The organism is Hymenobacter ruber (genome assembly GCF_054783255.1).
The window spans coordinates 1840175-1866192 of sequence record NZ_BAAGQX010000004.1; the positions used below are offsets into that span (position 1 = coordinate 1840175).

Annotated in this window: 17 protein-coding genes; 9 read left to right on the plus strand and 8 right to left on the minus strand. The window is 63.3% G+C overall.

What is annotated here, in order from left to right:
• The first annotated feature begins 2 nt into the window (after nt 1-2).
• Nucleotides 3-1451: a T9SS type A sorting domain-containing protein gene (locus ACYVM5_RS18385; RefSeq protein WP_460619553.1), complete on the plus strand. Its 1449-nt coding sequence runs from the start codon at nt 3-5 to the stop codon at nt 1449-1451.
• A 143-nt stretch (nt 1452-1594) separates the two neighbouring features.
• Here the strand turns inward: ACYVM5_RS18385 and ACYVM5_RS18390 are convergent, their stop codons facing one another.
• Both ACYVM5_RS18390 and ACYVM5_RS18395 read right to left on the minus strand, forming a co-directional pair.
• A complete protein-coding gene (locus tag ACYVM5_RS18390; RefSeq protein WP_460619554.1) occupies nt 1595-3763 on the minus strand; it encodes a S9 family peptidase in 2169 nt (722 codons plus the stop codon).
• Between the two features lie 122 nt (nt 3764-3885).
• Nucleotides 3886-5046 (minus strand): SMP-30/gluconolactonase/LRE family protein, encoded by a 1161-nt coding sequence (locus ACYVM5_RS18395; protein WP_460619555.1) that lies wholly within the window; start codon nt 5044-5046, stop codon nt 3886-3888.
• A gap of 315 nt (nt 5047-5361) precedes the next feature.
• On the opposite strand from ACYVM5_RS18395, the gene ACYVM5_RS18400 reads away from it, so the two are divergent.
• Nucleotides 5362-7551: a catalase gene (locus tag ACYVM5_RS18400; protein WP_460619556.1), complete on the plus strand. Its 2190-nt coding sequence runs from the start codon at nt 5362-5364 to the stop codon at nt 7549-7551.
• Nucleotides 7552-7808: 257 nt separating this feature from the next.
• A complete protein-coding gene (locus ACYVM5_RS18405; protein ID WP_460619557.1) occupies nt 7809-8324 on the plus strand; it encodes an FKBP-type peptidyl-prolyl cis-trans isomerase in 516 nt (171 codons plus the stop codon).
• 130 nt (nt 8325-8454) lie between these two features.
• On the opposite strand, the gene ACYVM5_RS18410 is transcribed toward ACYVM5_RS18405, so the two are convergent.
• Nucleotides 8455-9054 (minus strand): acyl carrier protein phosphodiesterase, encoded by a 600-nt coding sequence (locus ACYVM5_RS18410; RefSeq protein WP_460619558.1) that lies wholly within the window; start codon nt 9052-9054, stop codon nt 8455-8457.
• 128 nt (nt 9055-9182) lie between these two features.
• Here ACYVM5_RS18410 and ACYVM5_RS18415 point away from each other — a divergent pair, with 128 nt between their 5' ends.
• Nucleotides 9183-9695, plus strand: a complete 513-nt coding sequence (locus ACYVM5_RS18415; RefSeq protein ID WP_460619559.1) for a pyridoxamine 5'-phosphate oxidase family protein — start codon at nt 9183-9185, stop codon at nt 9693-9695.
• Between the two features lie 95 nt (nt 9696-9790).
• Nucleotides 9791-10510 carry a spheroidene monooxygenase gene (locus tag ACYVM5_RS18420; protein ID WP_460619560.1) on the plus strand — a complete coding sequence of 240 codons (720 nt, stop codon included), beginning with the start codon at nt 9791-9793 and terminating at the stop codon, nt 10508-10510.
• Here ACYVM5_RS18420 and ACYVM5_RS18425 read toward each other — a convergent pair.
• Nucleotides 10507-12111 carry a hypothetical protein gene (locus tag ACYVM5_RS18425; protein ID WP_460619561.1) on the minus strand — a complete coding sequence of 535 codons (1605 nt, stop codon included), beginning with the start codon at nt 12109-12111 and terminating at the stop codon, nt 10507-10509. The two genes, ACYVM5_RS18420 and ACYVM5_RS18425, sit on opposite strands and share 4 nt — an antisense overlap.
• Before the next feature lie 157 nt (nt 12112-12268).
• On the opposite strand from ACYVM5_RS18425, the gene ACYVM5_RS18430 reads away from it, so the two are divergent.
• Entirely contained in the window at nt 12269-13885 is a 1617-nt protein-coding gene (locus ACYVM5_RS18430) for a hypothetical protein (RefSeq protein WP_460619562.1), read from the plus strand.
• Nucleotides 13886-14064: 179 nt separating this feature from the next.
• Complete coding sequence (locus ACYVM5_RS18435; protein ID WP_460619563.1) at nt 14065-15603, plus strand: hypothetical protein; 1539 nt, start codon at nt 14065-14067, stop codon at nt 15601-15603.
• Nucleotides 15604-15820: 217 nt separating this feature from the next.
• Here ACYVM5_RS18435 and ACYVM5_RS18440 read toward each other — a convergent pair whose 3' ends face one another.
• The 4 genes from ACYVM5_RS18440 to ACYVM5_RS18455 form a co-directional block, all read right to left on the minus strand.
• A complete protein-coding gene (locus ACYVM5_RS18440; protein WP_460619564.1) occupies nt 15821-18163 on the minus strand; it encodes a xanthine dehydrogenase family protein molybdopterin-binding subunit in 2343 nt (780 codons plus the stop codon).
• A 52-nt stretch (nt 18164-18215) separates the two neighbouring features.
• Nucleotides 18216-19199 carry an FAD binding domain-containing protein gene (locus ACYVM5_RS18445; protein WP_460619565.1) on the minus strand — a complete coding sequence of 328 codons (984 nt, stop codon included), beginning with the start codon at nt 19197-19199 and terminating at the stop codon, nt 18216-18218.
• A 13-nt stretch (nt 19200-19212) separates the two neighbouring features.
• Nucleotides 19213-19845, minus strand: a complete 633-nt coding sequence (locus tag ACYVM5_RS18450) for a (2Fe-2S)-binding protein (RefSeq protein ID WP_460619566.1) — start codon at nt 19843-19845, stop codon at nt 19213-19215.
• Nucleotides 19846-20186: 341 nt separating this feature from the next.
• Nucleotides 20187-21305: a DNA topoisomerase IB gene (locus ACYVM5_RS18455; RefSeq protein WP_460619567.1), complete on the minus strand. Its 1119-nt coding sequence runs from the start codon at nt 21303-21305 to the stop codon at nt 20187-20189.
• A gap of 195 nt (nt 21306-21500) precedes the next feature.
• On the opposite strand from ACYVM5_RS18455, the gene ACYVM5_RS18460 reads away from it, so the two are divergent.
• Together ACYVM5_RS18460 and ACYVM5_RS18465 are read left to right on the plus strand one after the other, a co-directional pair.
• Nucleotides 21501-22604, plus strand: coding sequence for an App1 family protein (locus ACYVM5_RS18460; RefSeq protein ID WP_460619568.1), 1104 nt, complete (start codon nt 21501-21503; stop codon nt 22602-22604).
• Between the two features lie 54 nt (nt 22605-22658).
• Complete coding sequence (locus ACYVM5_RS18465) at nt 22659-25850, plus strand: type ISP restriction/modification enzyme (RefSeq protein WP_460619569.1); 3192 nt, start codon at nt 22659-22661, stop codon at nt 25848-25850.
• The last annotated feature ends 168 nt before the right edge of the window (nt 25851-26018 follow it).

The window sequence follows — 26018 nt, forward strand, 5'->3', positions numbered from 1 at the left end:
TCATGCGGAAGTCAATCCCACTGGCCACCGCTGCGGCTCTGGCCTTCACCAATGCTGTCGCCCAGGACCTTACCAACACCGGCACCCAACTCACGGTGGGGGCCGGCACTACGCTGGTGCTGCCCGGCAGCCTTAGCAACCAGGCCGGCGCTACGCTGACCAACAACGGCACCGTGCAGGTGGCCGGCAACCTCACCAATGCCGGTACCATCGCGTCCGGCACCGGCACGGTAGTGATGGCCGGCAGCACCGACCAGACGCTCACGCCCGGCGGGGCCAGCCTCGCCAACCTCGAAGTGCGCAACACCGGCGCACCGGGCCAGAACCGCGTGCTGCTGCCCGCTGACCTCACCGTGACGCAGCAACTCCTGCTTACCAGCGGCCTGCTGCGCACCGCTCCCGCCGCCACCCTGCTCCTGCCCGACGGCGCCACCCTCGCGGGCGAAGTGCCCGGCCGCTACGTGCAGGGCAACCTGCGCGCCGACCGCGCCAACGTGGGCGGCAGCACCCCGGTCGATTTCGGCAACGGATTCGGCCTGAACCCCAACGGCAATGCCCTGGGCACCGTGCGTGTCACGCGCACCGCCGGCCTGCAAACCGCCAATGTGAGCTTCGGCCAGAACCCCGCCAACGCCAGCCAGAAAGGCATCGACCGTATCTGGACCGTGGTGCCCGACCAGCAACCCATCGCCCCCGTCGACCTCACCCTGGCCTGGCTGCCCGACGACGACAACGGCCTCGCCTTCGGACAGGCCCAGGTGTGGCGCATGCCCGACAACAGCGCCGCCTGGCAGGCGGTGGGCAGCCCTACCAGTGGCGCGGCCCGCACCCTCACGGTGAGCACCGTCGGCCTCTCGCGCTGGACGGTGAGCAACCTCGCCAACCCGTTGCCGGTGGAGTTAATCAGCTTCAGCGCCGAGCGCCAGGGCGATGATGCGCTACTGCGCTGGACCACCGCCTCAGAGAAAAACAACGACCATTTCGACGTAGAATCCAGCCCCGACGGCCGCACCTTCCGGCGTATCGGCACGGTGGCCGGCCAGGGCAGCAGCACTCAGCGCCACGACTATTCGCTGCCTGACCCCAACCTGGCCCGCTACGCCGCCGACGTGGTTTACTACCGCCTGCGGCAAGTGGACCGCGACGGCACTTTCAGCTACTCGCCCGTGCGCACGGTGCAGGTGCCCACAACTGGTGGCTTCGCCGTGCAGGCCTACCCGCAGCCCTTTGGTACCGAGCTGAACCTGCTGCTGCGCACCAACGAGGCGGGCCCGGTTACCATCGTCGTGCTTGATGGGGTGGGCCGCACGGTGCTCCGGCGCGTGGCGGCGCTGGTGCCCGGCAGCAACACGCTGCCCCTACCCGAGGCCGCCGCGCTGGCTTCGGGCATGTACGTGTGCCACATCAATCACTACGCCTTTCATCGCACCATTAAGATTATACGTGAATAATCGTGCTTCAATGGCCTCCAGCCCAATCATGAGCTGTTAGTAATCAGTCACAAAAAAGAGGCGTGGAAGAAATTCCCACGCCTCTTTTTTGTGACTATTGGCTTATTAATTCAAGCAGCTACTGAGCGCCGCTTAGAGGGCTGCTACCGGCCGCCGGGCGGGCAATTTTCCTTCAGAAACTTGGTGTAGGTAGCGGCCAGGTGCTTACTGGTGCCCTCGCCTTCCGAGATGCCGTGGGTGCGGTTGGGATAGGCCATCAGCTGGAAGGTTTTGCCGTTTTTCACCAGCTCGTTTATCATCTGCTCGGCGTTGTTGTAGTGCACGTTGTCGTCGCCGGTGCCGTGGATAAGCAACAAGTTGCCGCGCAGGTTTTTGGCGTGGGCCAGCGGCGAGTTGTCCACGAAATAATGCTTGTCTTCGGGCAGCAGGCCCATGTACCGCTCCTGGTAGATGTTGTCGTAGTTGAGCTGATTATCAACGGCAGCAACGGAGATGCCGGTTTTATAAATCTGCGGGTACTGAAACAGCAGGTTCAGCGTGGAGCCGCCGCCACCGCTCCAGCCCCACACCGCCACGCGGCTGGTGTCGACCCAGCTGTTTTTGAACACTTCCTTAGCGCCCATGGCCTGGTCGCGGATGTTGAGGCTACCCAGGTTGTGATAGATGCATTTGCGGAATTCACGGCCGCGCGGGGCCGGCGTGCCCCGGTTCTCGATGGAGGCGTAGATGTAGCCGTCATCGGCCATGCTGCCCTGGTAGAGGCGGTTGAAGCCCGTGCCGAAGTTGTCGGTCACCGTCTGGCTGGCCGGCTCGCCGTACACATAGAACACGATGGGGTATTTTTTGGCGGGGTCGAAGTTGGTAGGCTTCACTAGCCAGCCATCGAGCGTCACGCCATCCGCGGTTTTCACCTGGAAAAACTCGGGTTTGGGCAGCTTCACTTTTTTGGCCTGCTCCGGCAGCTCGCCGCCGCTCAGGCGCTGGTGGGCGGGCAGTGCTACCACGTCCGATACCGGATAGCTGCTGGCGCTGGCGTAGCGGTGCAGCGCCACCTTGCCGTTGGGCGAGACTTCGTAGGTGTTGGTGCCGCTGAGGGCGGCGGGCGTCACGCGCTCGGCCTTGCCGCCTTTCAGCGGCACCTTGTAGAGGTAGCGCTGGGTGGCGTTGGTGGGCGAGGCCAGGAAATAAAGGGTTTTACCGGCCTCGTCAATGCGTTCGAGGCTGACCACGTCGTAGTTGCCGGGCGTGAGCAGCTTCTCTTTGCCGGTACGGTCAATCTGGTAGAGGTGGCGCCAGCCGTCCTTCTCGCTGGCCCACACAAAGCTTTTGCCGTCCTTCAACCAATCCCAGCCCACGGGCTCGTCCTTGGCCATTATCCAGGCCTTATCGGTTTCGGTGTAAATGGGTTTCACCGCGCCAGTGGCGGCGGTGCAGAGCATGAGCTTGCTTTCGTTCTGGCGGCGGTTCAGCTGCTGAATAATCAGCTCGTTGGCCCCGGCCCATTCCATGCGCGGGATGTAGTGCTGCACGGCATCGCCGGGCACGTCCATCCACTTGGTGGCACCGCCGCTCACGGCCACCACGCCCACGCGGCAGCGGCTAGGGTCTTCGCCCACCACGGGGTATTCCACGGGCACCGTAAACGGATACAACGCATCCGTGGTATTCAGCATCAGGTAGTTGCGCGTCTTATTGGCGTCGAGTTGCCAGTAGGCCAGGTGCTGGCCGTCGGGGCTCCAGCGGAAGCCGTCGCGGCAGTCCAGTTCCTCCTCGTACACCCAATCGAAGGTGCCGTTGATGAGCTTATCGGTGCCGTCGGTGGTGAGCTGGGTGATGGCGTGGTCGGCCAGATTCTCGACGTACAGGTTGTGGCCGCTCACGTAAGCCACCCGGCGGCCATCGGGCGAAAACTTGGCAAACATCAGCGACGACTCGGGCCGGCCCTTGCCCAGCTGCGTGAGCTGGCGGGTGCCGGTGTCGTACACCCAGTAGTCGCCCCGGGTATCGTAGCGCCACACTTTTTTAGTGTTGGAATTAAGCAGGATAAGCCGGCCATCATCCGACAGCGCCACGCGGCGCACGTCCAGCGGAGCCGTCTGGCCGGCCGGCGTGAGCTGGCGCTTGCTGAGCAGCGTGCGCACCTTGCCGGGCTGGCGAATATCGAGCTGCACCACCGAGTCGGGGCGCACCTGCAGGTAGCCGTAGCCGTCTTTGGTCCATTGGGTGCCGGGGGTCTGGGCCCAGGCGGCGGCTGTGGTTAGCAGCGAAAAGGCCCCGGCCAGAGCGGCACGGCGGGCAAAAGGTTGAATCATGCTGGAAAAGATGAGAACGAAGGCGAAAAGTTGCAGCACCAAATTTATCCCCTTTTTCAAGCAAAAATCCCCGCCGGCGGACGCCAACGGGGATTCCAGTTTAAAATGATGGCTGCGCTGAGTTACGGCAACTCAATCACAGACATCGTGTGCGGCGCGTCTGACTTTGAGTTCACGAAGTGTTTTTCCGGCTTGTCGAAGTCTGAGATGTACAGCCGCTTGCCTTTCAGCAGCACCTCGGCGGGCTGGTCGAGCTTGCCGCCGGTGCCATCGGTGTCGCCGTTCTGGGCCAGCGTGGTCACGGCGTTGCCGTTGCGCAAATCCACGATTTCAATGGCGTTTTCGCGCGAGTTGCAGAGGTACATTTTATCGGTCGCGCGGTCGATAATCAGGCCATCGACACAAGGAATGGCTTTGCCTTTAAGCTGCAGGGTTTCCTGCCTGGCTAAAGTACCGTCGGGCTTGAGCGACACCTTGTACAGCTTGCCGTCGCCGAAGGACCCGGTGTAGAAGTTGCCTTTGCTGTCATAGTCCATGCCGTCGGCGCCGTTGTCCACGCCGGTTTCGTTTACGGTCGTCGTGAACGTGGCCAGCACGTGCGGGTCCATGGTTTTGGGCCTGAGGTGCACGGTGCCCTTGTTCAGCTCGGCCAACGAAAACTTCATAATGGCGCTGCCGTTGTCGTTATCGGGCAGGTCCCACTGGCTGTCGGTCACGTAAATCGTGTTGCCCTTCCACACCACGGCATTCGCCAGCGCGAAGTTGTCGACCACCGTGCTGATAGCGCCGGGCTTGCCGTTTTTCATCGCCACCCTCATCAGGCGCGATTTAAAATCCTTGCTGTTTTCGTACTGGTTTTCGGCGTAGTAGAGGTTGCCATCGGGGCCAAAAGCCAGGTCCATCGGGGCCGCTTTTTTGGTGGTGGGCTCCACGGGCAGGTCGGTGGCGAAGGGCTTGATGGTGGTGCCATCAATCTCCATCAGCGAGGCCGGCTGGCTGTTGTCGGCCAGGTTGGGCACCGACAGGATAAGGTGGCCGTTGGGGGCCAGCGCCAGGCCGTCGGGCGTGTTGTGCGCGTCGTCGAGAGTAAAAAGAAGCTGCGGGCTGCCGATGGTGGGCACCGAATCGGCTTTGGCTACGGGAGCGGCCGCTGAGTCGGTTTTCACCACGGCTTCCTTGTTCACGGCCTCGTCCTGCGTGGTGGGCGGATTGGATTGGCAGGCGGCCAACAGACTGCTACTCAGCAGTGCAGCGGCCACGGCATTATTCAACTGTTTGGGCATTGGGAAGGGGGCTGAAAGAAAAGGCGGGCGTTGAAAGAAACTGCCCATCGGTACGCACAGCGTCAAAACGAGGTTGTTTGCGCTGCTGGTGGCCGGCTGATTTTAAACGGGTTACCCCAGAAAAAGCCCGTAAATACCCCGTTGCCTTTTTGAAGCCAATAAAACAGGCTCCTCGCTAAGGCCGCCGCAATACCTGACAGTCAGCCAATAGCTGGCAACGCCCAAAAAAAGCCCGAATTATTCGCCAACAAATAGCTAACCACCACCGCAAAACCCCGTTCACCTTGATGCCCTAAAACCAACCCACTACTTTCGATGAGCAAGAAACCCACTGCCAAGAAAACCCACGAGGACGCCGTGAGCACCGCCAAAACCGACGAGCTGGCCCAAAACCGCGAAGACGGCTACGGCCAGTTCCTGACCACCAACCAGGGCCTGCGCGTCAACGACGACCAGAACTCCCTGAAAGCCGGCGAGCGCGGCCCCTCGCTGCTGGAGGACTTTATTCTGCGCGAAAAAATCACCCATTTCGACCACGAGCGCATTCCCGAGCGCGTGGTGCACGCCCGGGGCGTGGCCGCCCACGGCTACTTCGAAGCCTACGGCAACAATGCCAACCTGAGCCGCGCCGACTTCCTGCAGGCCGGCGTGCAAACGCCGGTGTTCACGCGCTTTTCCACGGTGGCGGGCTCGCGGGGTTCGTCGGATTTGGCGCGCGACGTGCGCGGTTTCGCCGTGAAATTCTACACTCAGGAAGGCGTTTTTGACCTTGTGGGCAACAATATTCCGGTGTTCTTCATCCAGGATGCCATCAAGTTCCCCGACTTTATTCACGCCGTGAAGCCGGAGCCGCACAACGAAATTCCGCAGGCCGCCTCGGCCCACGACACGTTCTACGACTTCATTTCGACCAACCCCGAGAGCATGCACATGCTGCTCTGGGCCATGAGCGACCGCGCCCTGCCGCGCAGCCTTCGCATGATGGAGGGCTTCGGCGTGCACACCTTCCGGCTGATTAACGCCGAGGGCAAGTCGCGCTTTGTGAAATTTCACTGGAAGCCGAAGTTGGGCACGCACGCCGTGGCCTGGGAAGAAGCGCAGCAGATTTCGGGCAAAGACCCCGATTTCCACCGCCGCGACCTTTGGAACTGCATCGAGATGGGCGCTTACCCCGAGTGGGAACTAGGCGTGCAGGTGGTGGAGGAAGAGGATGAGCGCAAGTTCGATTTCGATATTCTGGACTCCACCAAGCTCATCCCCGAAGACCTGGTGCCGGTGCAGCTACTGGGCAAAATGGTGCTCAACCGCAACGTGGACAACTACTTTGCCGAAACCGAGCAGGTGGCTTTTCACCTCGGCCACGTGGTGCCGGGCATTGATTTCTCGAACGACCCGCTGCTGCAGGGCCGCCTGTTCTCCTACACCGATACCCAGCTCACACGCCTGGGCGGGCCCAATTTCCACGAGATTCCGATTAACCGCTCCATTGCGCCCATTCACAACGGGCAGCGCGACGGCCACATGCGCCAGACCATCAACAAGGGCCAGACCAGCTACGGCCCCAACCTGCTGAACGACAACTTCCCCAAGCAGGCCAAGCTGAGCGAAGGCGGCTTCAACACGGTGCACGAGCGCGTGGAAGGCCACAAAATCCGCCTCCGCAGCAAGAGCTTTGTGGACCACTACAGCCAGGCCAAACTGTTCTGGAACAGCCAGTCCGACGCCGAGAAGATGCACATTGTGAAGGCCCTACGCTTCGAGCTCAGCCACGTGCAGAAGGAGTTTGTGCGCACCCGCACGCTGGTGCAGCTGGCCCAAATCGACAGCGACCTGGTGCGCCGCGTGGCCGAAGGCCTGGGCGTGGCCGTGCCCTCGGCCGAGGGCGTGCAGCTCAACCTGCAAGTGGGCGCCGATGCCGACGTGGCTTCATTGCAGTCGAAGCCTGCGGCCGGCAACATCGGCAAAGACTCGGCCCTAAGCATGGCCCCGAACGCCAAAATCAACCAGGGCAAAACCGGCATCAAAACCCGCCACATCGCCGTGCTGGCTACTGATGGCGCCGACGTAGCCGCCATTGGCGACCTCATGAAAGCGCTGATGGACCAAGGCGCGCAGGCCGCTATTGTGGCTACGCACCTGGGCAGCATCAAAGGTGCGGGCGGCGAGGAGTTGCTGGTAAACGGCACGTTCCATTCTACCGCGTCGGTGCTGTACGATGCCGTGTACGTGGCCGGCGGCGATGCCAGCGTGGCCGCCCTTAAGCAGAATGCCGACGCCGTGCGCTTCGTGAACGAGGCGTTCCGGCACTGCAAGCCCATCGCGGCTTCGGGCGCGGGTATCGAGCTGCTGAAAGCCGCCGCTTACCCCGGGGCCGAGGATATTCTGAAGGCCGACGGGGTAGTAACCAGCCAGGACGCGCAGGTGAGTGGCCTGGCCACGCAGTTTATCACGGCCATTGCTCAGCACCGCTTCTGGAGCCGTGAGCTGAAAGCCATGCCTGCTTAAAATGAAATATATGGGGGCGGGGCTTGCCCCCGCCCGTTGTTTGTGGCGGCTCTGGGGCAGCTGTGCAATAACGGGCGGGGGCAAGCCCCGCCCCTACGCGTTCTAGCCATTGCTGCGCAGTAGATATGTTCAACTGCGCTCAGCATGAAGGCTCCATTTTTTCTTGAAGCGCCCGCCATTCCCGGTAGAACTTCCTTTCTTTGTGCATCAGCCGTCCGGGCTGGCACCTTCTCCTCCCCAATCCCCATATTACTCTCATGGCTGCAATCAGCGATAAAAAAGTCGTCACCATTACCTACGACCTCAGCGTGACCGACGAAAACCAGGAAAAAGTATTGGTCGAATCGGCCGAAGCTGATGCGCCCATGGTATTCCTGTTCGGCCACAGCGGTTTGCCCGAAGAGTTTGAAGCCCAGCTCGATGGCAAAAACCCCGGCGACGAGTTCCAGTTCAGCCTCACCCCCGAGCAGGCCTACGGCGACTACGACGAGCAGGCACTGGTCGAAATCCCCAAGGACGTTTTCCTCATCGATGGCAAGCTGGACGAGGAAATGCTCCAGCCCGGCAACTTCCTGCCCATGGCCGACAACGAAGGCAACCACATGCAGGCCAAGGTGGTCAGCATCGGCGACTCGGCCGTAAAAATGGACTTCAACCACCCGCTGGCCGGCATGGTAATGCACTTCCACGGCAAGGTGCAGGACGTGCGCGAAGCCACCGCAGAGGAGCTGGCCCACGGCCACGTGCACGGCGAAGGCGGGCACCAGCACTAGGGTTCTCTATACTTGAGAGGCGGCACTGTCAAAACCAACCCCTTTATTTAGCGAAAAGCCCCGGCACTGCACAGTACCGGGGCTTTTCACACTTTTAGGCTTACCACATTGCACAAGTCGGATTGCTTCGCTAGGCTCGCAATGACAACGCCACATACGCCTGCAGCTCCGGGAAAAACGCCCGAAAATCTGCCTCATACTCCGCATAATTAGCCACCAGCTCCGTCGCCGCGGTTTCCATGCCCGAGCCGGCCGAAGCGCGGCGGCTCAGGCCACTGAGGGCGCGGCGGATGCCTTCGATTTCGGCATAGCCCAGCAGCCAGTTGTGCTGCACCATGTACACCAGCATCTGCTGTACGCGGGGCGGCATTTCGGCCTCGCGCGAATTCAATAAAGCGTACACGCGGCGGGTGAAATCGGGCAGGTTTTCGGGGGAGAATTCCGGGAAGTTTCGGGCCAGGAAATGGTCCAGAAACATGTCCGAAATCACGCCGGCGTATTTGCCGTAGCCGGCTTCGCGCAGGCGCTGGGTGCTGCGGCGCACCACCGGGTGCTGGTCGGTAAAGGTGTCGATGGCGCGGTGTAGGCGAATGCCGGTTTGCACAGCGGGCGGGTAGTTTTCGAGCTGCCGGCCGGGCACCGAGTCGGCAATGAAGTTGCCGAGCAGCACGTCGGAATAAGTGGCCGAATTGGGCGAGCCGGAAAGGAAAAGATGGGCCAGAAAATTCATGATGGCGGGCAAGGTACGGGCCGGAACGGGCAATTATTCAACCCCGGCCGCCTGGCTGCCGTAAGCCAATACGCCGCCCACATGTTTTGGTCGCGGCCTATTCTTTCACCTCCCCAATTCTCTTTCCCATGTCCGAAAAGTCGCCCGTAACCCACGACCTGACCCAGCTATTCGATAAAATCAAGGAAGTGCGCATGGCCATGCTCACCACCACCGACGAGCACGGCAGCCTGCACAGCCGCCCCATGGCCACCATCAAGCCCGGCAAAGACGGCGCCCTTTACTTCCTCACCGATTCGGAATCGGCCAAAGTCTACGAAATCAAAAAGGACAGCCAGGTCAACTTGAGCTACTCCGACCCGAGCGGCAACGTGTACGCCTCGGTATCGGGCAAGGCCAATGCCTACCGCGACGAAGCCAAAATTGCCGAGCTCTGGAGCGAGCCCATGCGCGGCTGGTTTCCCAAAGGCAAGGACGACCCGCACATCAACATCCTGAAAGTCGAGATTGAAAAAGCCGAATACTGGGACTCCCCCAGCAGTCTGCTGGTGCAGGCCTACGCCTACGTGCGCGCCGTGGTCACCGGCGAGCGCAGCAAGGACGACGACGTGAACCAGCACGCCCAGGTGCAGGTGAAGTAGTCCTGAACCTGTGATTTGGAAAGGCCGGAAGCAATTCCGGCCTTTTTTTGTTGCTTGAAACCCGCTGCCCGGCGGCCTACCCGCCCTTAGTTCGAATGCATCTAACCACCCTCACCGTTTTCACCCTGCAACCCGGCCACCGGCGCTGGGCACTGGCCCGGATGGGCACCGTCCCCCCGCAATTGCAGCGCGTGCCGGGCCTGCGGTTTAGCAAGCTGCTGGGCAGCGGGGCGGCTAATGGCTTTGGCGCGTGGCCCAACTTCGACCGCTACGGCCTGTTGGCCGTGTGGGAGGATGTGGCCTTTGCCGAAGCATTTTTCAGCCGAAATCCCGTGTGGGCCGCCTACCAGCACCGCAGCGCCGAGCAGTGGACCGTGCGCCTCGCCCCCATCAAATCCCAGGGCTTGTGGGATGGCAAAAACCCCTTTGACTATAACGCCAACCCACTTCCAAGCCCAGTTGAAGCGCCCGTGGCCGTACTCACCCGCGCCAGCATCCATTGGCGCAAAGTGCCGCGCTTCTGGAAATTTGTGGAGCCCACCAGCGCGGCGCTGGCCCATGCCACGGGCGTGCGGGCCGCCATCGGGCTGGGCGAGCTGCCGCTGGTGCGGCAGGCCACGTTCAGCATATGGGACTCGGCCCGGACCATGCAGGAATACGCGTACCAAGACGCCAGGCATCGCGAAGTTATCAAGCTCACGCGCCGTGAAAACTGGTACGCCGAGGAGTTGTTCGCCCGCTTCGGGGTGCTGAGCAGCGAGGGCACAATTGATGGCCGGGAGCCACTGGCAGGCCTGCTGCCCCCGCCGGACTAGTCGCGCAGATTGTAGCGATGCAGCCAGGCGCGGCCGTTGGCCGTGAGTTCGGGGGCTGGGTCGGCCTCCACCTGCACGCCGGCCGGATGCGCAATAATTCGCTCGCCGGGACCAGTATACCAGGTAACATTGCCCGGCGTAGCGCCGGGGCCGGTGATTACTTGATTACGGCCGCCGCCATCGTATAGGCGCACGGCAATGCCCTGCGGCAAGGCGCCGCGCAGCTCAAATACGTCGTCACCGCCCAGGCCGTAGAGGTCGAGCTGGGGGGTGATTTTTCGGTTGAAGGTGCGGTCGGTCACGAGGCTGTCGGGCCGGCCGGGGCGCTGGGCCAGTAGCTGCACGCGCAGGCTGCCGCCCACTTCGCTCAGGATGAATCGTTCGGCCTGGTCGGTGCCAATCAGCCAGGCCTGCTTGTTCAGCAGGGCATAATACTGCTGCGCCACGGCCGGCAGCTGCTCGCGCCGGGTGCGCAGCATGGGCACAAATTTGGCCGCCAGGCTGGCCCGCATTTCGGCCGGGCCGGAATTGAAGGCCTGGGCCAGCACGGCATCGCTCAGGCTGGCCCGCACGGAGTCGGCCACCTCGCGGAAATCATTCGCGCTGAGGCTGGTGAGCAGGGTGCGGTCGAGGGCGCGGGCGGTGGTGGTGAGGCCGTCCACGTTTTCCAGCCGGATGGTGGCCCGAAAAGTCTGGTACTTGGGCGCAAACCACGACACCAAGCGCGTCACCAGTCCGTCATCGAACAAAAAAAATGCCTGGTCGCGGTCGCGCGGCACGGGCCGGAACGCCAGCCGCCCCGCCTGCGGAAACTGCGCCCAGCGCCACTGGTCTTCGCGGCGGCTCCAGTCGCCCACCAGCACATCGAGCAACCGGGCGCGCAGAAAAGCCCGGGCGGGCACGTGGGCGCTGGGCCAGCGGCGCAGCGCCGCCAGCATGTGGTGCGAGTTCACTACCTGCGGCGCGTGGCCGAAGCTGGCCACCGGGCGCTGGTCGCCATCGGGTCGCTCCTCAAACAGGTACAGCGCATTGGCATAGCTGGCTTTGAACTTGCCCAGGCCCGCATCAGGCCCCACAAATACCAACCGGGGGTTGGCGTGCAGCACCCCGGCTGCCTCGGCCAGGAAGGCCGCCGGGTAGGCCCCGAAAGGTTGCGTGGCGCTGGTCTGGTCCTTGAGCAGGGGGCGTAGCAGATTCCGTTTCCAGCCGGGGCTAAGCGCGGCGCTCATGTCCTTGTCCACGGAGCGCAATACGTACTCGCGGCAATCGGGCGCGCGCAGCCGCAGGGTGTGGCTCTGGTAGCTGCCGCCGGCCTGCACGGGCACCAAGCCGCCGGGCACAGCGGTGGCCAGCCGCAGCACTGGCACCGTGACCGACGTGGCCCATACGCTGCGGTAGTGCTTCCCAAAAAAGAACTTCCAGACGGTGCTACGGGCATATTGCGGTCCGGCTGCCAGCCGCACCGTGGTCGAATCGGCGCTCCACTGCGGAGCTGCCATGCCCGGGGCCTTGTGTTCGGCGCAGCCCCCCAACACCACGGCCACCGCGCCGACGCACCAGCCCCGTGCCCACGGCTTCCATTCAGCAGTCGAACCCGGCATAAGCAGCAATTTTCCAGAAAACGGAGCACTCATCGGGCCTAAAAAGCAAGTATTTCCCGGCAGAAAAAGCCGTCCAACGCACAGTTGAGGCTATCCGCTGCCCACCTTTACGGGGAAGTTGCGTTAAAGGCTCATTCGCGCTTGCCGCCTTCCCCGAATGCCTTACCAATTTGTTCGCTGCCCCGGTTTTTGCCCGCGCCTGCTGGTGCTGCTGGGCCTGGGGCTGGCCGCTGGCGGCTGCGCCCGTCACAACTATTTCCAGCCCGATGCCCGCGTGGGCCCGGGCAGTACGGCCGCCCTGCCGGCCCCGGCCGACTCGGTGCTGGCCACGGCCGGCCGCCAATACAATCGCCACTCAGGCTTCTACCGCTTTTTCATGGGGCGGCACTACCGCCGCGCGTGGGCCGCCCCCGTCAGGGTTGCCGTGCTGAACCTGGCCACCGCCGCGCCCGGCGGCCTCACGGCGGGCAAGGCCGGCGGCGGCTACCAAAGCATCAGCATGGCCCTAGAAGGCGCCGGGAAGCGCGAATACGCCCTGCGCGCCCTCGACAAGGAGCCCTACAAAACCCTGCCGCTGGTGCTGCGCCACACCTTCGTGCTCAACGTGGTGCGCGATGCCACCTCGGCGGCCATCCCATACGGGGCGCTCACGGTGCCGCCGCTGGCGCAGGCGGCCGGCGTGCCCCACACCCGCCCGCGCCTGGTGTACGTGCGCCCCGATGAAACCGGCTTGGGCGAGTCCTCCGCCCGGTTTCAGGGCAAGCTGGCTTTGCTCGAAGAAAAGTATAACAACCCCGCCGCACGCACGCCCGACCTGGCCGCGGCCGTCGATTTTGACGGCGGCGAGGCCATGCTGAAAAAGGTGTACCACCACCCTTCTTATTCCATCGACCAGCCCGCCTTCCTGCGTGCCCGCCTGCTCGATGTGTGGCTCGGCGACTGGGACCGCCACGAGGCGCAGTGGACCTGGGCGCAATTTCCGGAAGCCGGGGGCCGCGTGCGCTACGTCGGCATTCCGAAGGACCGCGACCAGGTGTATTTTCGGTTCGACGACGGGGTGATTCCCTGGCTGGCGGCCCGGCCGTTCATTGCGCCGCAGTTCCAAACGTTTCGCAACCAGTACAACAACATGGCCGGGCTGGTGTACCAGGCCAAGTTTATCGACGAGCGCGGCCTCTCGGCCATGACGCGGGCCGATTTTCAGCGCACCGCCCGCGACCTGCAGCGCCGCCTGCCCGATTCCGTGATTGACCGCGCCCTGCACCGCCTGCCGCCCGCCGTGTTTGCCCTCGAAGGGACCCGCATCGGCAACGCCCTCAAGGCCCGGCGCGAAACCCTGCCCCGCGCCGCGGAGGAATATTACCTGACCCTGGCCCACGCGCCCACGCTGGGCGGCACGGCCGAGGCCGAGCGGTTTGTGGTGCACCGCTACGCCGACTCCACCACCGTGCGGGTTTTTTCGAAAGCCCTCAGCCAGCTTTCAGCCGGCGACTCCCTGCGCTTCCGGCGCACGTATTTCACTGCCGAAACCAAAGCGTTGAGCCTTGATGGCCTGGGTGGCGACGATGTATTTGAAGTAACCACCACCGCAGCCAGCCGGCCCATGCCCGTGCTGCTGTACGGCGGCGAGGGCCACGACCAACTGCTGCTGCAAGGCAACAGCCAGCGCCTCAGGCTCTTCGACGAAGCCTCCGACGTGACGGCCGCCGGCAGCCTCCGCCCCAGCCTGCCCCGAAAGAAACACCGCGCCTACAACCGGCTCAACGATGATTAGGTGTAGCGCGGACTTTGTGGTCCGCGTCCCTACGCCGTTTGTGTATCGTTTGTGGGTCGCGGACGACAAGGTCCGCGTTACAATTCACCGCCGATTATTTGCAGTTGCCACCGCTCCCGGTCAGCCTTTTTCAGCCCCCTCCCGTTCAAAGCCCAACCCTATTACGCTGCTTGCTCCTGATGCCCCTCCGTTTGCGCTTTTATACATTGATGGGGGGCGCACTGGTTGGGCTGCTCGGCACCGGCTGCGTGCGCAGGCAGTTTTTTCAGCCCGATGCCCGGCTTGATGCCCCCGCGCCCCTGCCCGCTTCGGCCGACAGCGTGCGCGGGGCCACCGCCGGCCGGCAATATGCCCGCCACGGCGGCCTCTACAACGCGCTGGTGGGCCGCCACCACCGCCCCACCTGGGCCGCTCCGGTGGCCGCACCGGTACTGCGCCTGACCAGCGCACACCCCGGCGGCCTCACGCCCGGCAAAGTGGGCGGCGGCTTCAACAGCACCAGCTTGAACTTGACCGGCACCGACGGCCGCGCCTACGTGGTGCGCACCGTGGACAAGGACCCCATCCGGGCCACGCCGGAACTGGTGCGGGGCACTTTTTTGGTGAATGTGCTGCGCGATAACATCTCCTCCACCAATCCCTACGCGGCGCTGGTGGTGCCGCCGCTGGCCGCCGCCGCCGGGGTGCCGCATTCCAATCCGCGCCTGTTCTACGTGCGGGCCGATGACCCGGCTTTTCAGACCGATTCGCTGCGGCACTTCCGGGGCCAATTGGCTTATCTGGAGGAAAAGGCTGCTCCCACCACCCCGCCGCCCGCTGCCGTTATCAACAGTACCAAGGCCTTCGCCGCCGCATTCGCCAGTCCCGAGCAGCGCTTCGCTCCGGCCGAGCTGTTGCGCGCCCGCCTGCTCGACGGCTGGCTGGGCGACTGGGACCGCCACTCCGGCCAATGGAGCTGGGCCGTGGTCCGGCCCACCGAAGCCGGCCCCGCCACGCTGGTACCGCTGCCCAAGGACCGCGACATGGTTCTCTACCGCCTCGATGATGGCGCACTGGGCTGGCTCATCGGCCACGTATTTCTGCGGCACTGGGCCACCTTTGCTCCTCAATATAAAAATCCATCGGGGCTGATGTCCTCCGGCCACTACCTCGACCAGCGCATATTGAATGGCCTGAGCCGCGCGCAGTTTCAGGCCGCCGCTGTGGCCATGCAGCAGCGCCTGCCCGATACGCTCATTACCCGGGCTGTGCGCCGGCTGCCCGCGTCCGCCTTCGCCCTGGAAGGCCCGCGCACCATCGCGGCGCTGCAAGCCCGCCGGGCCGCCCTGCCCGCCCTGGCCGACGGCTTTTACCTGGGATTAGCCAAGCGCCCACGCATTGGCGGCACGGCGCAGGCCGAGCGGTTCACCATCCGGCGCTACGCCGATTCGACGGTGGTCATCGTTGAGCCACTGGCGGCCGGCGCTGCCGCCACCCCGCTCCTGCACCGCGCCTTTTTGCCGACTGAAACCCGGCTCATTCAGTTGGAAGGATTGGCGGGCGATGACGTTTTCACCGTGGAAACGCACAGCGCGAAACCCGCCAGCAAGCCAGCTATCCGCATCTACGGCGGAGCGGGCCACGACGAGTTTCGCGCTGTCGGTGGCAGCCGGGGCATTCGTTTCACGCAGGAAAGCGTGCCGGCCAAACGCGCCTACGATAAGCCGCCGGAAGAATAGTCCAGCGAATGATTATCACTATTGGCCGCAGCTTTTATATAAAAAGGCTGTTTAGAAAGTCTGTTTGGGATATACATCTGTCATCCTGAGCGCAGCGAAGGACCTTCTCACGTTAGAAAACTTATTAATGTGAGAAGGTCCTTCGCTGCGCTCAGGATGACAACGATTTTGACTTTTTAGACAGCTTCAAACCTATGTCCTCGTCAGTAATTTGCCCCTATGCTGGCTGGCGCAGGGCTGCCAGCATTTTGTCGGGGGTGATGGGCAGGCTGCGCAGCCGCCGACCGGTGGCGTGGTAGATGGCATTGGCCACGGCCGCCGAGGTGCCCACAATAGAGATTTCGCCGATGCCCTTCACGCCCATGGCGTTGATGTAGGGGTCCTTCTCGTCGATGAATTCTACGGTCATTTCCGGAATGTCGGCGTTCACGCACACGTGGTAGTCGGCCAGGCTGGCGTTGGTGTAGCGGGCCAGGTTTTGGTCGCGCACGGTGCCCTCCATCAGGGCCGCGCCGATGCCCATAATGGCCCCGCCCATAATCTGCGAGCGGGCCGTTTTGGGGTTCAGAATGCGGCCGCCGCCGATGACACTCACCCAGCGCTTGACGCGCACGGTGCCCAGCTCGGGGTCCACGTGTACCTCGCAGAAGTGCGCTCCGAACGAGTGCATTGAGTGCCCGCCCGCGTCGTCTTTGCCGCCGGCTGCGTCCGGCTTGGCGTTGAGCGCGGCCTGCGCCGACTCGTAGCCCGCCCCGTAGCGGCCGGTGGCGCTGCCTTCCAGGTCGGTCATCATGGCGCGTTTCATCACCTCGGCAAAGCCTTCGCCCTTGGCCGGGTTGGCCTTGAGCTGCAAGCGCCCTCCGGTGGCTTCCACATCGGCAGGCTTAGCCCCAAACAGCGGCGACTTTTTGTCCATTACCGCCACTTTGGTGAGTTTCTGCCACACGTCCTGCGCCGCCAGATACACCGACGATGATACCGTACCGGCCGCCATCGAGCCGCCCGATACGATGGTGCTGGGCAATTGGCTGTCGCCCAGCTCGAAGCGGATATTCTCCGGCGCGAGACCCAGTGCGTCGGCCGCCGTTTGCGTGATGACGGTGTAGGTGCCGGTGCCCAGGTCGGTGGCTGCGGCCTGCACCACGGCGTGGCCGTCGGCGTAGAGGCGCACGCGGGCATTGCCCTGCCCGCTGTGCACGGGGTACGTGCCCGAGGCCATGCCGTAGCCCACCAGGAGCTTGCCCTGGCGCATCTGCCCGTTTTTGGGGTTGCGCTTGGCCCAGCCAAACAGCTCAGCCCCGCGGGCGTAGCATTCCTTCAGGCTCTTGCTGCTCCAGGGCTTGCCGGTGCTGGGGTCGCGGTCGGCGTAGTTGAGCAGGCGAATCTGCAGCGGGTCTACCCCCACGCGGTAGGCCAAATCGTCCATCAGGCTCTCGATGGCGAACGAGCCGGGGGCCTCGCCAGGGGCGCGCATGAAGGTGCTGGTCATCACATTGGCCTTCGCCAGCTTGGCCGAGGCCTCGAAGGCGGGGCAGGCATAGAGCAGGTCCACAATTTTGCTATTTGTTTCGGCGTAGGCATCCCAGGGCGAGGTGGTCGAGGTTTTCTCGTGCAGCAGCGCCAGCAGCTTGCCCTCCGAAGTTGCGCCCAAGCGCAGGGTCTGGTCCTGGTCTTCGCGGTGGCCCATGCCCGTGAACTGCTGCGGGCGGGTGAGCACCAGCTTCACCGGCCGGCCCACGGCCCGGGCCGCCTGCGCGGCCAGTACCGTGTGGGGCCACACGCTGCCCTTGCAGCCAAAACCGCCCCCCAGAAACTTGTTCACTACCCGTACCTGGTCGGCCGACAGGCCCAGCATCACACTCAGCGCCTGCTGCGTCCACACAATGCCCTGGGTCGCATCATACAAGGTGAGGCGGTCGGGCGCCTCCCAGTGGGCCGTGGTCGCGCCCGGCTCCATCGGGTTGTGGTGGTTGATGGCGTGCTCATACGTGGCGGTGAGCTGGATGGGCGCACCGGCGAAAGCCGCCTGCGCGTTGCCACGCGGCTTGGGCAGCTGGGCCGCCCGGCCTTCTTTGGGCTTGAACACCTCGGCCCGCGGGTCACGAAACGAGGCCACGGGCGTTTCGGGCGCTACTTGCACCCGCAGCAGCGCGGCCGCGTGCTGGGCGCGCTCCAGCGTGTCGGCCACCACAATGGCCACCGGCTGCGCGGCATAATGCACCTGGTCGGAAGTAAGGGGCAGGAAGCCCATGTGCGCCCCCGGCCCCATCGCCTGCTGGTCCTGGGGGTTGTTGGGCGTTTTGGCCAGCTTCGGGATGTTCTCGTGGGTGAGGATGGCCAGCACGCCCGGCACCTGCCGGGCCGCGCTCACGTCGAAGCCCGTGATGCGGCCCCTGGCCACGTCGCTGGTTTTGAGCACGGCGTGCACCAGGCCCGGCAGCTGGTTGTACTCGGCCGAGTATTTGGCCGCGCCCGTCACCTTGGCCCGGCCGTCCACGCGGCTCAGGGGCTGGCCCACTACCCCGGCTTTGGGGTTGGTATCAGCAAAATTCGGCTCCATTTCCATAACGTACTTTCAATGAGGGTGAATGCGGCGGCGCTGAACCCGCCCGCTAGCCGGCTACTTCCTGCAAGGCCCGCACCAGCGTGCTCTGGGCCAGGTCTACCTTATAGGCGTTTTCCTTGCGGGGCTGCGCCTCGCGCAGCGCGGCGGCCGCGGCGGCCCGGAACGTGGCCTCGGTGGCGGGCTGGCCGGTCAGCACTTTTTCGGCCTCGCGCGAGCGCCAGGGCTGCGCGCCCACCCCGCCCAGGGCCACCCGGGCGGACCGGATGGTGCCGCCCTGCACGTCCAGGCCCACGGCGGCCGAGGCTAGGGCGTAGGCGTAGCTGCTGCGCTCGCGTACCTTCAGGTAGGTGGAGCGCTGGGCGTGGGCGGCCTGGGGAATCGTGACGGCCACGATTAATTCGCCCGGCTCCAGCACGTTCTCTTTGTGCGGCGTGCGGCCCGGCAGCAGGTAAAATTCGGTTACGGGCACGCGGCGCTGCTTGCCCTTGGCATTTTCCAGCGTCAGCACGGCATCCAGCGCGGCCAGGGCCACCGCCAGGTCGCCCGGGTAGGCGGTGGCGATGCAGCTCTCGCTCACGCCCAGCACGGCCAGGTTGTGGCTGTCGCCGTCGAGGGCCGGGCAGCCCGAGCCGGGCACCCGCTTGTTGCACGGGAAGGCCGCGTCGCGGAAGTAGCCGCAGCGGGTGCGCTGCAGCAGGTTGCCGCCGATGCTGGCCATGTTGCGCAGCTGCGGCGAGGCGGCCAGCAGCAGGGATTTCGACACGGCCGGGTAGCCCTGCACCACCAGCGGGTGCTCGCCCACAGCGCTCATGCGCGCCATGGCCCCAATGCGCAGCCCGTCCGGGGTTTGCTCGATGCCGGTGAGGGGCAGCGGGTTCACATCCACCAGGTGCGGCGGGGCCAGCAGGTTGGCCTTCATCAGGTCCAGCAGGGTGGTGCCGCCGGCCAGGTAACTGGCGGTGGGCTGGTCTTTGAGCAGGCCGGTGGCCTCCTTGGCCGTCGCGGCGGCGGTGTAGCTAAAGTCGTTCATGGAATTGCCTGTTTTAGCCTTTTGCTTGTTGCGCCGCCACCTCGCGCACGGCGGCCAGAATGTTGGCATATGCCCCGCAGCGGCAGAGGTTGCCGCTCATCCACTCGCGGGCCTGGTCGTCGGTGGTGGCGTGGCCTTCTTTCACGCAGGCCACGCCGCTCATAATCTGGCCGGGGGTGCAGTAGCCGCACTGAAAGCCGTCGTGCTTCAGAAAAGCCTCCTGCATTGGGTGCAGCGCCTCGCCCTGTGCCAGGCCCTCGATGGTGGTAATGTCCTTGCCCTGGGTGGTAATGGCCAGCGTCAGGCAGCTGTTGACGCGCTGGCCATCCACGAGCACCGTGCAGGCCCCGCATTGGCCGTGGTCGCAGCCTTTTTTCGTGCCCGTCAGGTCCAGGCGCTCGCGCAGCGCGTCGAGCAGCGTCACGCGCGGCTCGGCCTGCACCGTGCGGGACTGGCCATTGATGCGCAGCGTGAGGGTGGTGACGCCCGTGGTGGTTTTGGAATAGGCGGTCAGGCGCTCGGCCTGCCCGGCCAGCGGAGCCGCCAGCGCAAAGCCGAAAATGCCGCCCGCCTGCTTCATGAACGTGCGGCGCGAGTCGTCGGCCGGCTGCGGGGCGTCGGAGGCCGGAAAAAGGTCTTCTTGCATGGCGTGTATTAATAATGAAAGGAAAGGCTTACCGGCTCAGGGCCGCTTTACCGCAGGGTGGGCAGCCGGGCAAAGCACTGGACCGCCGCCACTACTCGTAAGAAATATAACCAAAATAAGGAAAAGGCATCCTTTTTTCATTAATGCTTCTACTTTTCAACGCCTCGGAACGAACTCCAAACTGCCGGCCTCGCAGTGATGTTTGCATCCCTGCTCATCAAGCCGCCCGGCCAGACCATCCTTCCCGGGCCGACGACAACACAAAGCTCCGGCCGCGCCGATGGGGTCGCGTTATAAAAATCGAAGCAATAAGTATAAAAATCAAACCAGCCGGCCTGTCCTCACGCCTGCGCCAGCATCTTCAGCACCAGCCGCTCCACGGGCGTCAGGGGGTCGTCGGACTGGGCTTCGGCGTTGTGCTTGCGCAGGAATTCAATCAGCTGGCCCGATTTGAACAGCTCCACCACTTGCGGGTGAATGTAGTATTTCGAGCACACCGTGGGCGTGTTGCCGAGGCCGGTGGCCACTTCCTTCACGGCTTTCTTGATGACTTTTTCGGGAGCCAGGTCCGGCTCTTCGTTCAGCACCGCCTCCAGGCAGCTCACCATTTTCACGGTACCGCCCCAGGTGCGGAAGTCCTTGGCCGAGAGCTGCAAGCCGGTGTGGCGGTGCAGGTAGTCGTTCACGTCGCCCGATTCCAGGGCGTGGCGCTGCCCATCGGCCGAGTAGAATTGGAACAGGTGCTGGCCCGGAATTTCCTTGCACTTGCGCACCAGCCGGGCCAGTTTGGCATCGTGCAGGGTCACGTCATGCGGCACGCCTTTTTTGCCCACGAAGCTGAAATTGACCTTCGCCCCTTCGATGGCCACGTGCTTGTCCTGCAAGGTGCTCAGGCCGTAGCTGGGCTTCGATTTGCCGTTTTTCTTCGCGTATTCCTTGTTGCCGACGCGGATAAACGACTGGTCCATGAGCGTGAGCACCAGGGCCACCACTTTTTCGCGGTCGAGGGCGGCGCGGCGCAGGTCTTTGCTGAGCTGCTGGCGCAACGGCCCCAATTTTTCGCCGAAGGTGCGCAGGCGCGAAAACTTGGTGAGGCTGCGCATTTCGTCCCAGGCCGGATGGTAGCGGTACTGCTTGCGGCCCAGGTTGTCTTTGCCCGTCACCTGCAAGTGCGTGGTAGCGGAAGGCGAAATCCAAACCTCCGTCCAGGCCGGCGGAATCACGAAGCTGCTGATGCGGGCCAGCGTTTTCGGGTCGGTTATTTTCTGGCCTTTGGGGTCGTGGTACACAAAGTTGCCGTTGCGGGTGGGCTTGCGCGTCAGGCCGGGGCCGCTGTCGGTGGCGTAGCGCAGGCCGGCCATTTCGGCCTGCCGGGCGGGGTCTTTGTACACAATATGCGCCTCTTCCTGGGGCAGAAGCTTCTTTTTGCGGGTTTTGGGGTGGGCGGTGGCGGTGGGCATGGATAGAACGAAAGCAGCACAGGAATTGGGCGTCGGGGTTCTACGGAAAAAGGACAATTGCGGCCGTACCACTGTAGCGCGGACTTTGTAGTCCGCGATTTCAAACAACCGCTCGTCGTCTCGACAACCTTCACTCGTGGACTACCAATCCGCGCTACATCAGCCATTGCCGGCGGCCAGCCGTAGGTTTGTCCCATGAAGCTGCCTGCTGCCCTATCCAATTTCTCTGAGTGGACCGACCATCTATATACCCGTTTTTCGGCCCGGCGCGGCTGGCTGCGGCCCCTGCTAATCGACGCCTACCGCAGCTACGGCACCACCACTAAGTTCTACATCAAAGGCCGCCTGCTAGCCGACCCGGGCCTGGTGGCCGCCACCGCCACCGACTCCGGCTGGCGCAACTTCCGCAGCATGGTGCGCCGCTTCAACAGCCGCGAAGTAGCCGGGGCCGACCTGGTGGCGGAGCTGCCCGACGGCAGCCAGCACCTCGTAAGCACCGACGACGAAGGTTATTTCACCCTCGTCATCGAGCCGCAGGCGCTGCCCGCGCCCGTGGATTACCTCTGGTACCCCGTGCCGGTACGCGTGGCCCGGCTGCCCCGGTTTCTCAAGCTGCCCCCCAAGGCTATTGCTACCGAAGCCGCCGTGCTGGTGCCGCCCACCAGTGCCGAATTCGGCGTGATTTCCGACCTCGACGACACGGTGTTTGAAACCAGCGCCACCAATATTTTCAAGATGCTGGGCCGCGTGCTGTTCAGCAATGCCCAGTCGAAACAGCCCTTCGAGGGCGTGGCCGAGTTTTACCGCCGGCTTCAGCACGGCCGCACCGGCCGGCCCGACAACCCGTTTTTCTTCGTCAGCAGCAGCCCCTGGAATCTCTACGATATGCTGGCGGAGTTTCTCAAGCTGCACGACATTCCCACCGGCCCGCTCCTGCTGCGCGACCTCAGCATTGCCCGCCCCAAAACCACGCCCCCGCCCGGCGTCACCGGCTCGGCCGCTATCCATTTTGCCCACAAGCTGCACGAAATCGACGACCTGCTCACCACCTACCCCAAGCTGCCCTTCGTCCTGCTCGGCGACAGCGGCCAGGAAGATGCCCGCATCTACCGCGAAGTGGTGCGGCGGCATCCCGGCCGGATTAAGGCGATTTATATCAGAGATGTGCAGGTGCCCGAGCGGGCTGCACTGGTCGGGCCGATTATCGAGGAGCTGAGCGCCGAGCAAGTGCCCATGCTGCTGGTGGCGGATTATGCCACGGCCGCCGCGCACGCGGCGGGGCTGGGATTGGTGGGGTAACCGGTATATTGGCGGGAGGAATGGCCCTATCTTGCCGGCCCTAAATCCCTTTTCATGAAAGATTACCTCCTTTCCATTGCTGCTACCGAGGCTACCGGCAAAGCCACCGAGCACAGCTACCGCGCCGCCGTCGAAGCCCTGTTCAAGCGCCGCTACCCCGAGCTGGCCATCACCAACGAGCCACGCCGCCAGGCCTGCGGTGCCCCCGATTTTCTGGTGCAGCGCGATGGCGTGGCCATCGGCTACATCGAAGCTAAGGACCTGCCCGAAAACATCGATGACCCCAAGCATCAGGAGCAGTTTGGCCGCTACCGCCGCTCCCTCGACAATCTGCTCATCACCGACTACCTGCACTGGCAGCTCTGGCAGCGCGGCGAAAAGGTGATGGAAGTGCGCATCGGCGACTATACCAAGGGCCAGCCGGTGAAGGCACGGCCGCAGGACTATGCCCAGTTCGAGGAAATGCTGCGCGTGTTCACGGCGGCTAAAGGGCAGCGCATCAACTCGCCCGAAACCCTCGCCCAGCTCATGGCCGATAAGGCCCGCCTGCTCCAATACGTGCTGTTGCAGGCCCTCACGCACCCCGAAGTGACGGTGAGTCCCTCCGGCCTGAACACAGCCACGGCCGGCTCACTCGAAAGCCAGTACGAAGCCTTTCGGCAGATGCTCATCCACGACCTGACGCATGAGCAGTTTGCCGACATCTACGCCCAGACCATTGCCTACGGCCTTTTTGCGGCCCGCCTGCACGACGCCACTCCCGATACCTTCTCCCGCCAGGAGGCTCTCACGCTGGTGCCCGCCTCCAACCCCTTTCTGCGCAAGCTGTTCAGCTACGTGGCCGGCACCGACCTCGACGACCGGGTGGTATGGATAGTGGATGCCCTGGCCGAGCTTTTTCGCGCGGCCGACGTGGCCGCCCTGCTCAAGGGCTTTGGGGCAAGCACCCAAATGACCGACCCGTTTCTGTATTTCTACGAAACCTTCCTGGGCCGCTACAACCCCGCCCTTAAGAAGAGCCGGGGCGTGTACTACACCCCGCAGCCCGTCGTGCGCTTCATTGTACGGGCTGTGGACGAGGTGCTGCGGCGCGATTTCGGGTTGGCCGAGGGCCTGGCCGACACCGCCAAAACCACCGTCGATATCATGGTGCCCGAAATCAAGTACGGCAAGGCCACCGGCAAATCGGTGAAGGCCAAGAAAGAAGTAGCCCGCGTGCAGGTCCTCGACCCCGCCACCGGTACCGGTACTTTCTTGGCCGAGGTGGTGCGCCACATTCACGCCAGCCTGGGCGGCGGCGCGGGCTTCTGGAACCAGTACGTCGAGCAGCACCTCATTCCGCGCCTGCACGGCTTCGAGATTATGATGGCCTCCTACGCCATGTGCCACCTCAAGCTCGGCCTGCTGCTGGAGCAGCTCGGCTACAAAAGCCAGCAGCCCACCCCGCCCCGCCTGAGCGTGTACCTCACCAACGCCCTCGAAGAGTCGCACCCCGATACCCACACCCTGTTCGCCTCCTGGCTCTCCGACGAATCCAACCTCGCCAACACCATCAAGCGCGATGCCCCCGTGATGGTGGTGCTGGGCAACCCGCCGTATTCGGGGATTTCAATTAATAACGGTCAGTGGATTACTGAAAAGATTGAGGATTATAAATACGTTGATGGCAAGCACTTCGGCGAGCGTAAACACTGGTTGCAAGACGACTATGTGAAGTTCATTCGCCTCGCCGAAGACTATGTGGAGCGTAACGGCGAAGGTGTGCTAGGTTTCATCACTAACCATGGCTACCTGGAGAATCCGACGTTTCGCGGGATGCGCTGGCATTTACTCAATACGTTTGATAAACTATATGTACTGGATTTACATGGCAACACTCTCAAGAAAGAAACCGCACCAGACGGTAGCAAGGACGAAAACGTTTTCGATATTCAACCAGGGGTTGCCATCATCATTGCTGTACGGACCAAAGCGCAAAAGAAGGGACTAGGCGAAGTGTACCACGCTGACTTATTTGGCCGACGGGAAGCTAAATACGACGCGTTGGATGCAGCCATCTTTTCGAAGGTCAAATTTGACAAAATCAGGTTAAAAGCACCTGATTATTTTTTCATAAACCAAAATGAAGAAATCGTCGCCAGCTTTGAATTAGCTATTAAGCTAAATGACCTTTTTGGGCAATCTTCTTCCGGCTTCGTATCAGCCCGTGATAAAATTAGCATAGCTTTCGAGCAAGAGGAAATTTGGCGCACTATTGAAGATTTTAATAAATTATCAATAGCGGAATTACGTGAGAAGTACGAGCTAGGCAAGGATTCCAGAGACTGGACTGCAGCGACAGCAAAGGCTGATGTTGAAGCCAATTTTGACAGAGAGCTGATTAAGCGTGTGCTCTATCGGCCTTTTGATTATCGCTCTACTTATTATACAGGCACTTCGCGAGGCTTATATTCAAGTCCACAGCGCAAAATAATGTCTCAAGTCCGAGAAGAAAACGCAGGTCTAATCGTTGGCCGGCAAGGCCAAGTTGTTGGTGGTTCGGAGTGGAATTTGGTTTTTGTTTCCGAGTACATGGTCGACTACAATTCGTTCTATCGTGGCGGCGGCACCGTCTTCCCCCTCTACCTCTACCCCGACACCACCGACCTCTACGCCCCCGCCCAGCGCCGCCCCAACCTCAAGCCCGAAGCCGTGGCGCGGCTGGCTACCGCCACCGGACTGCGCTTCGTGCCCGAAACCGAAGCCACCCCCGACACCTTCGCCCCCGAAGACGTGCTTGACTACGTCTACGGCATCCTGCACCAGCCCGCCTACCGCCGCCGCTACCACGAGCTGCTGCGCATCGACTTCCCCCGCGTGCCCCTGCCCGCCTCGGCCGAGGCGTTCCGCGCCGTCGTCGCCTTCGGCCACCAGCTGCGCGAGCTGCACCTGCTGCGCCCGGCCGCCCTGCCCCACCCCCTCCCCACCCGCACCGGCGGCGAAGGCCCCGGCACCGTGGAGAAGCCCCGCTACAACGCCGCCACCCAGCGCGTCTACTTCAACCCCACCCAGTTCGTCGAGCCCGTGGCCCCCGACGTCTGGGCCCTGCCCATTGGCGGCTACCAGCCGGCCCAGAAGTGGCTCAAAGACCGCCAGGGCCGCACCCTCACCTTCGACGAAATTCGCCACTACCAGCGCCTGCTCGCCGCCCTGCAAGGCACCGAGCGCCTCATGCGCGACTGGGACGAAGCCCACGCCCCGGCATAGCCGGTGCCGCCAGCACCCTACCCTGTCACGAAAAAGCCGCTTCAGCTCTGCCGGAACGGCTTTTTCACGTCCAGCTGGCCAGGCAAAAAAGAAAGGCCAACGCCCTCACGTAACCAGTCGGCTTTTCGGGATAGGCCTGCCGAAGCTGGCCTCTGGACAAAGGTAGCC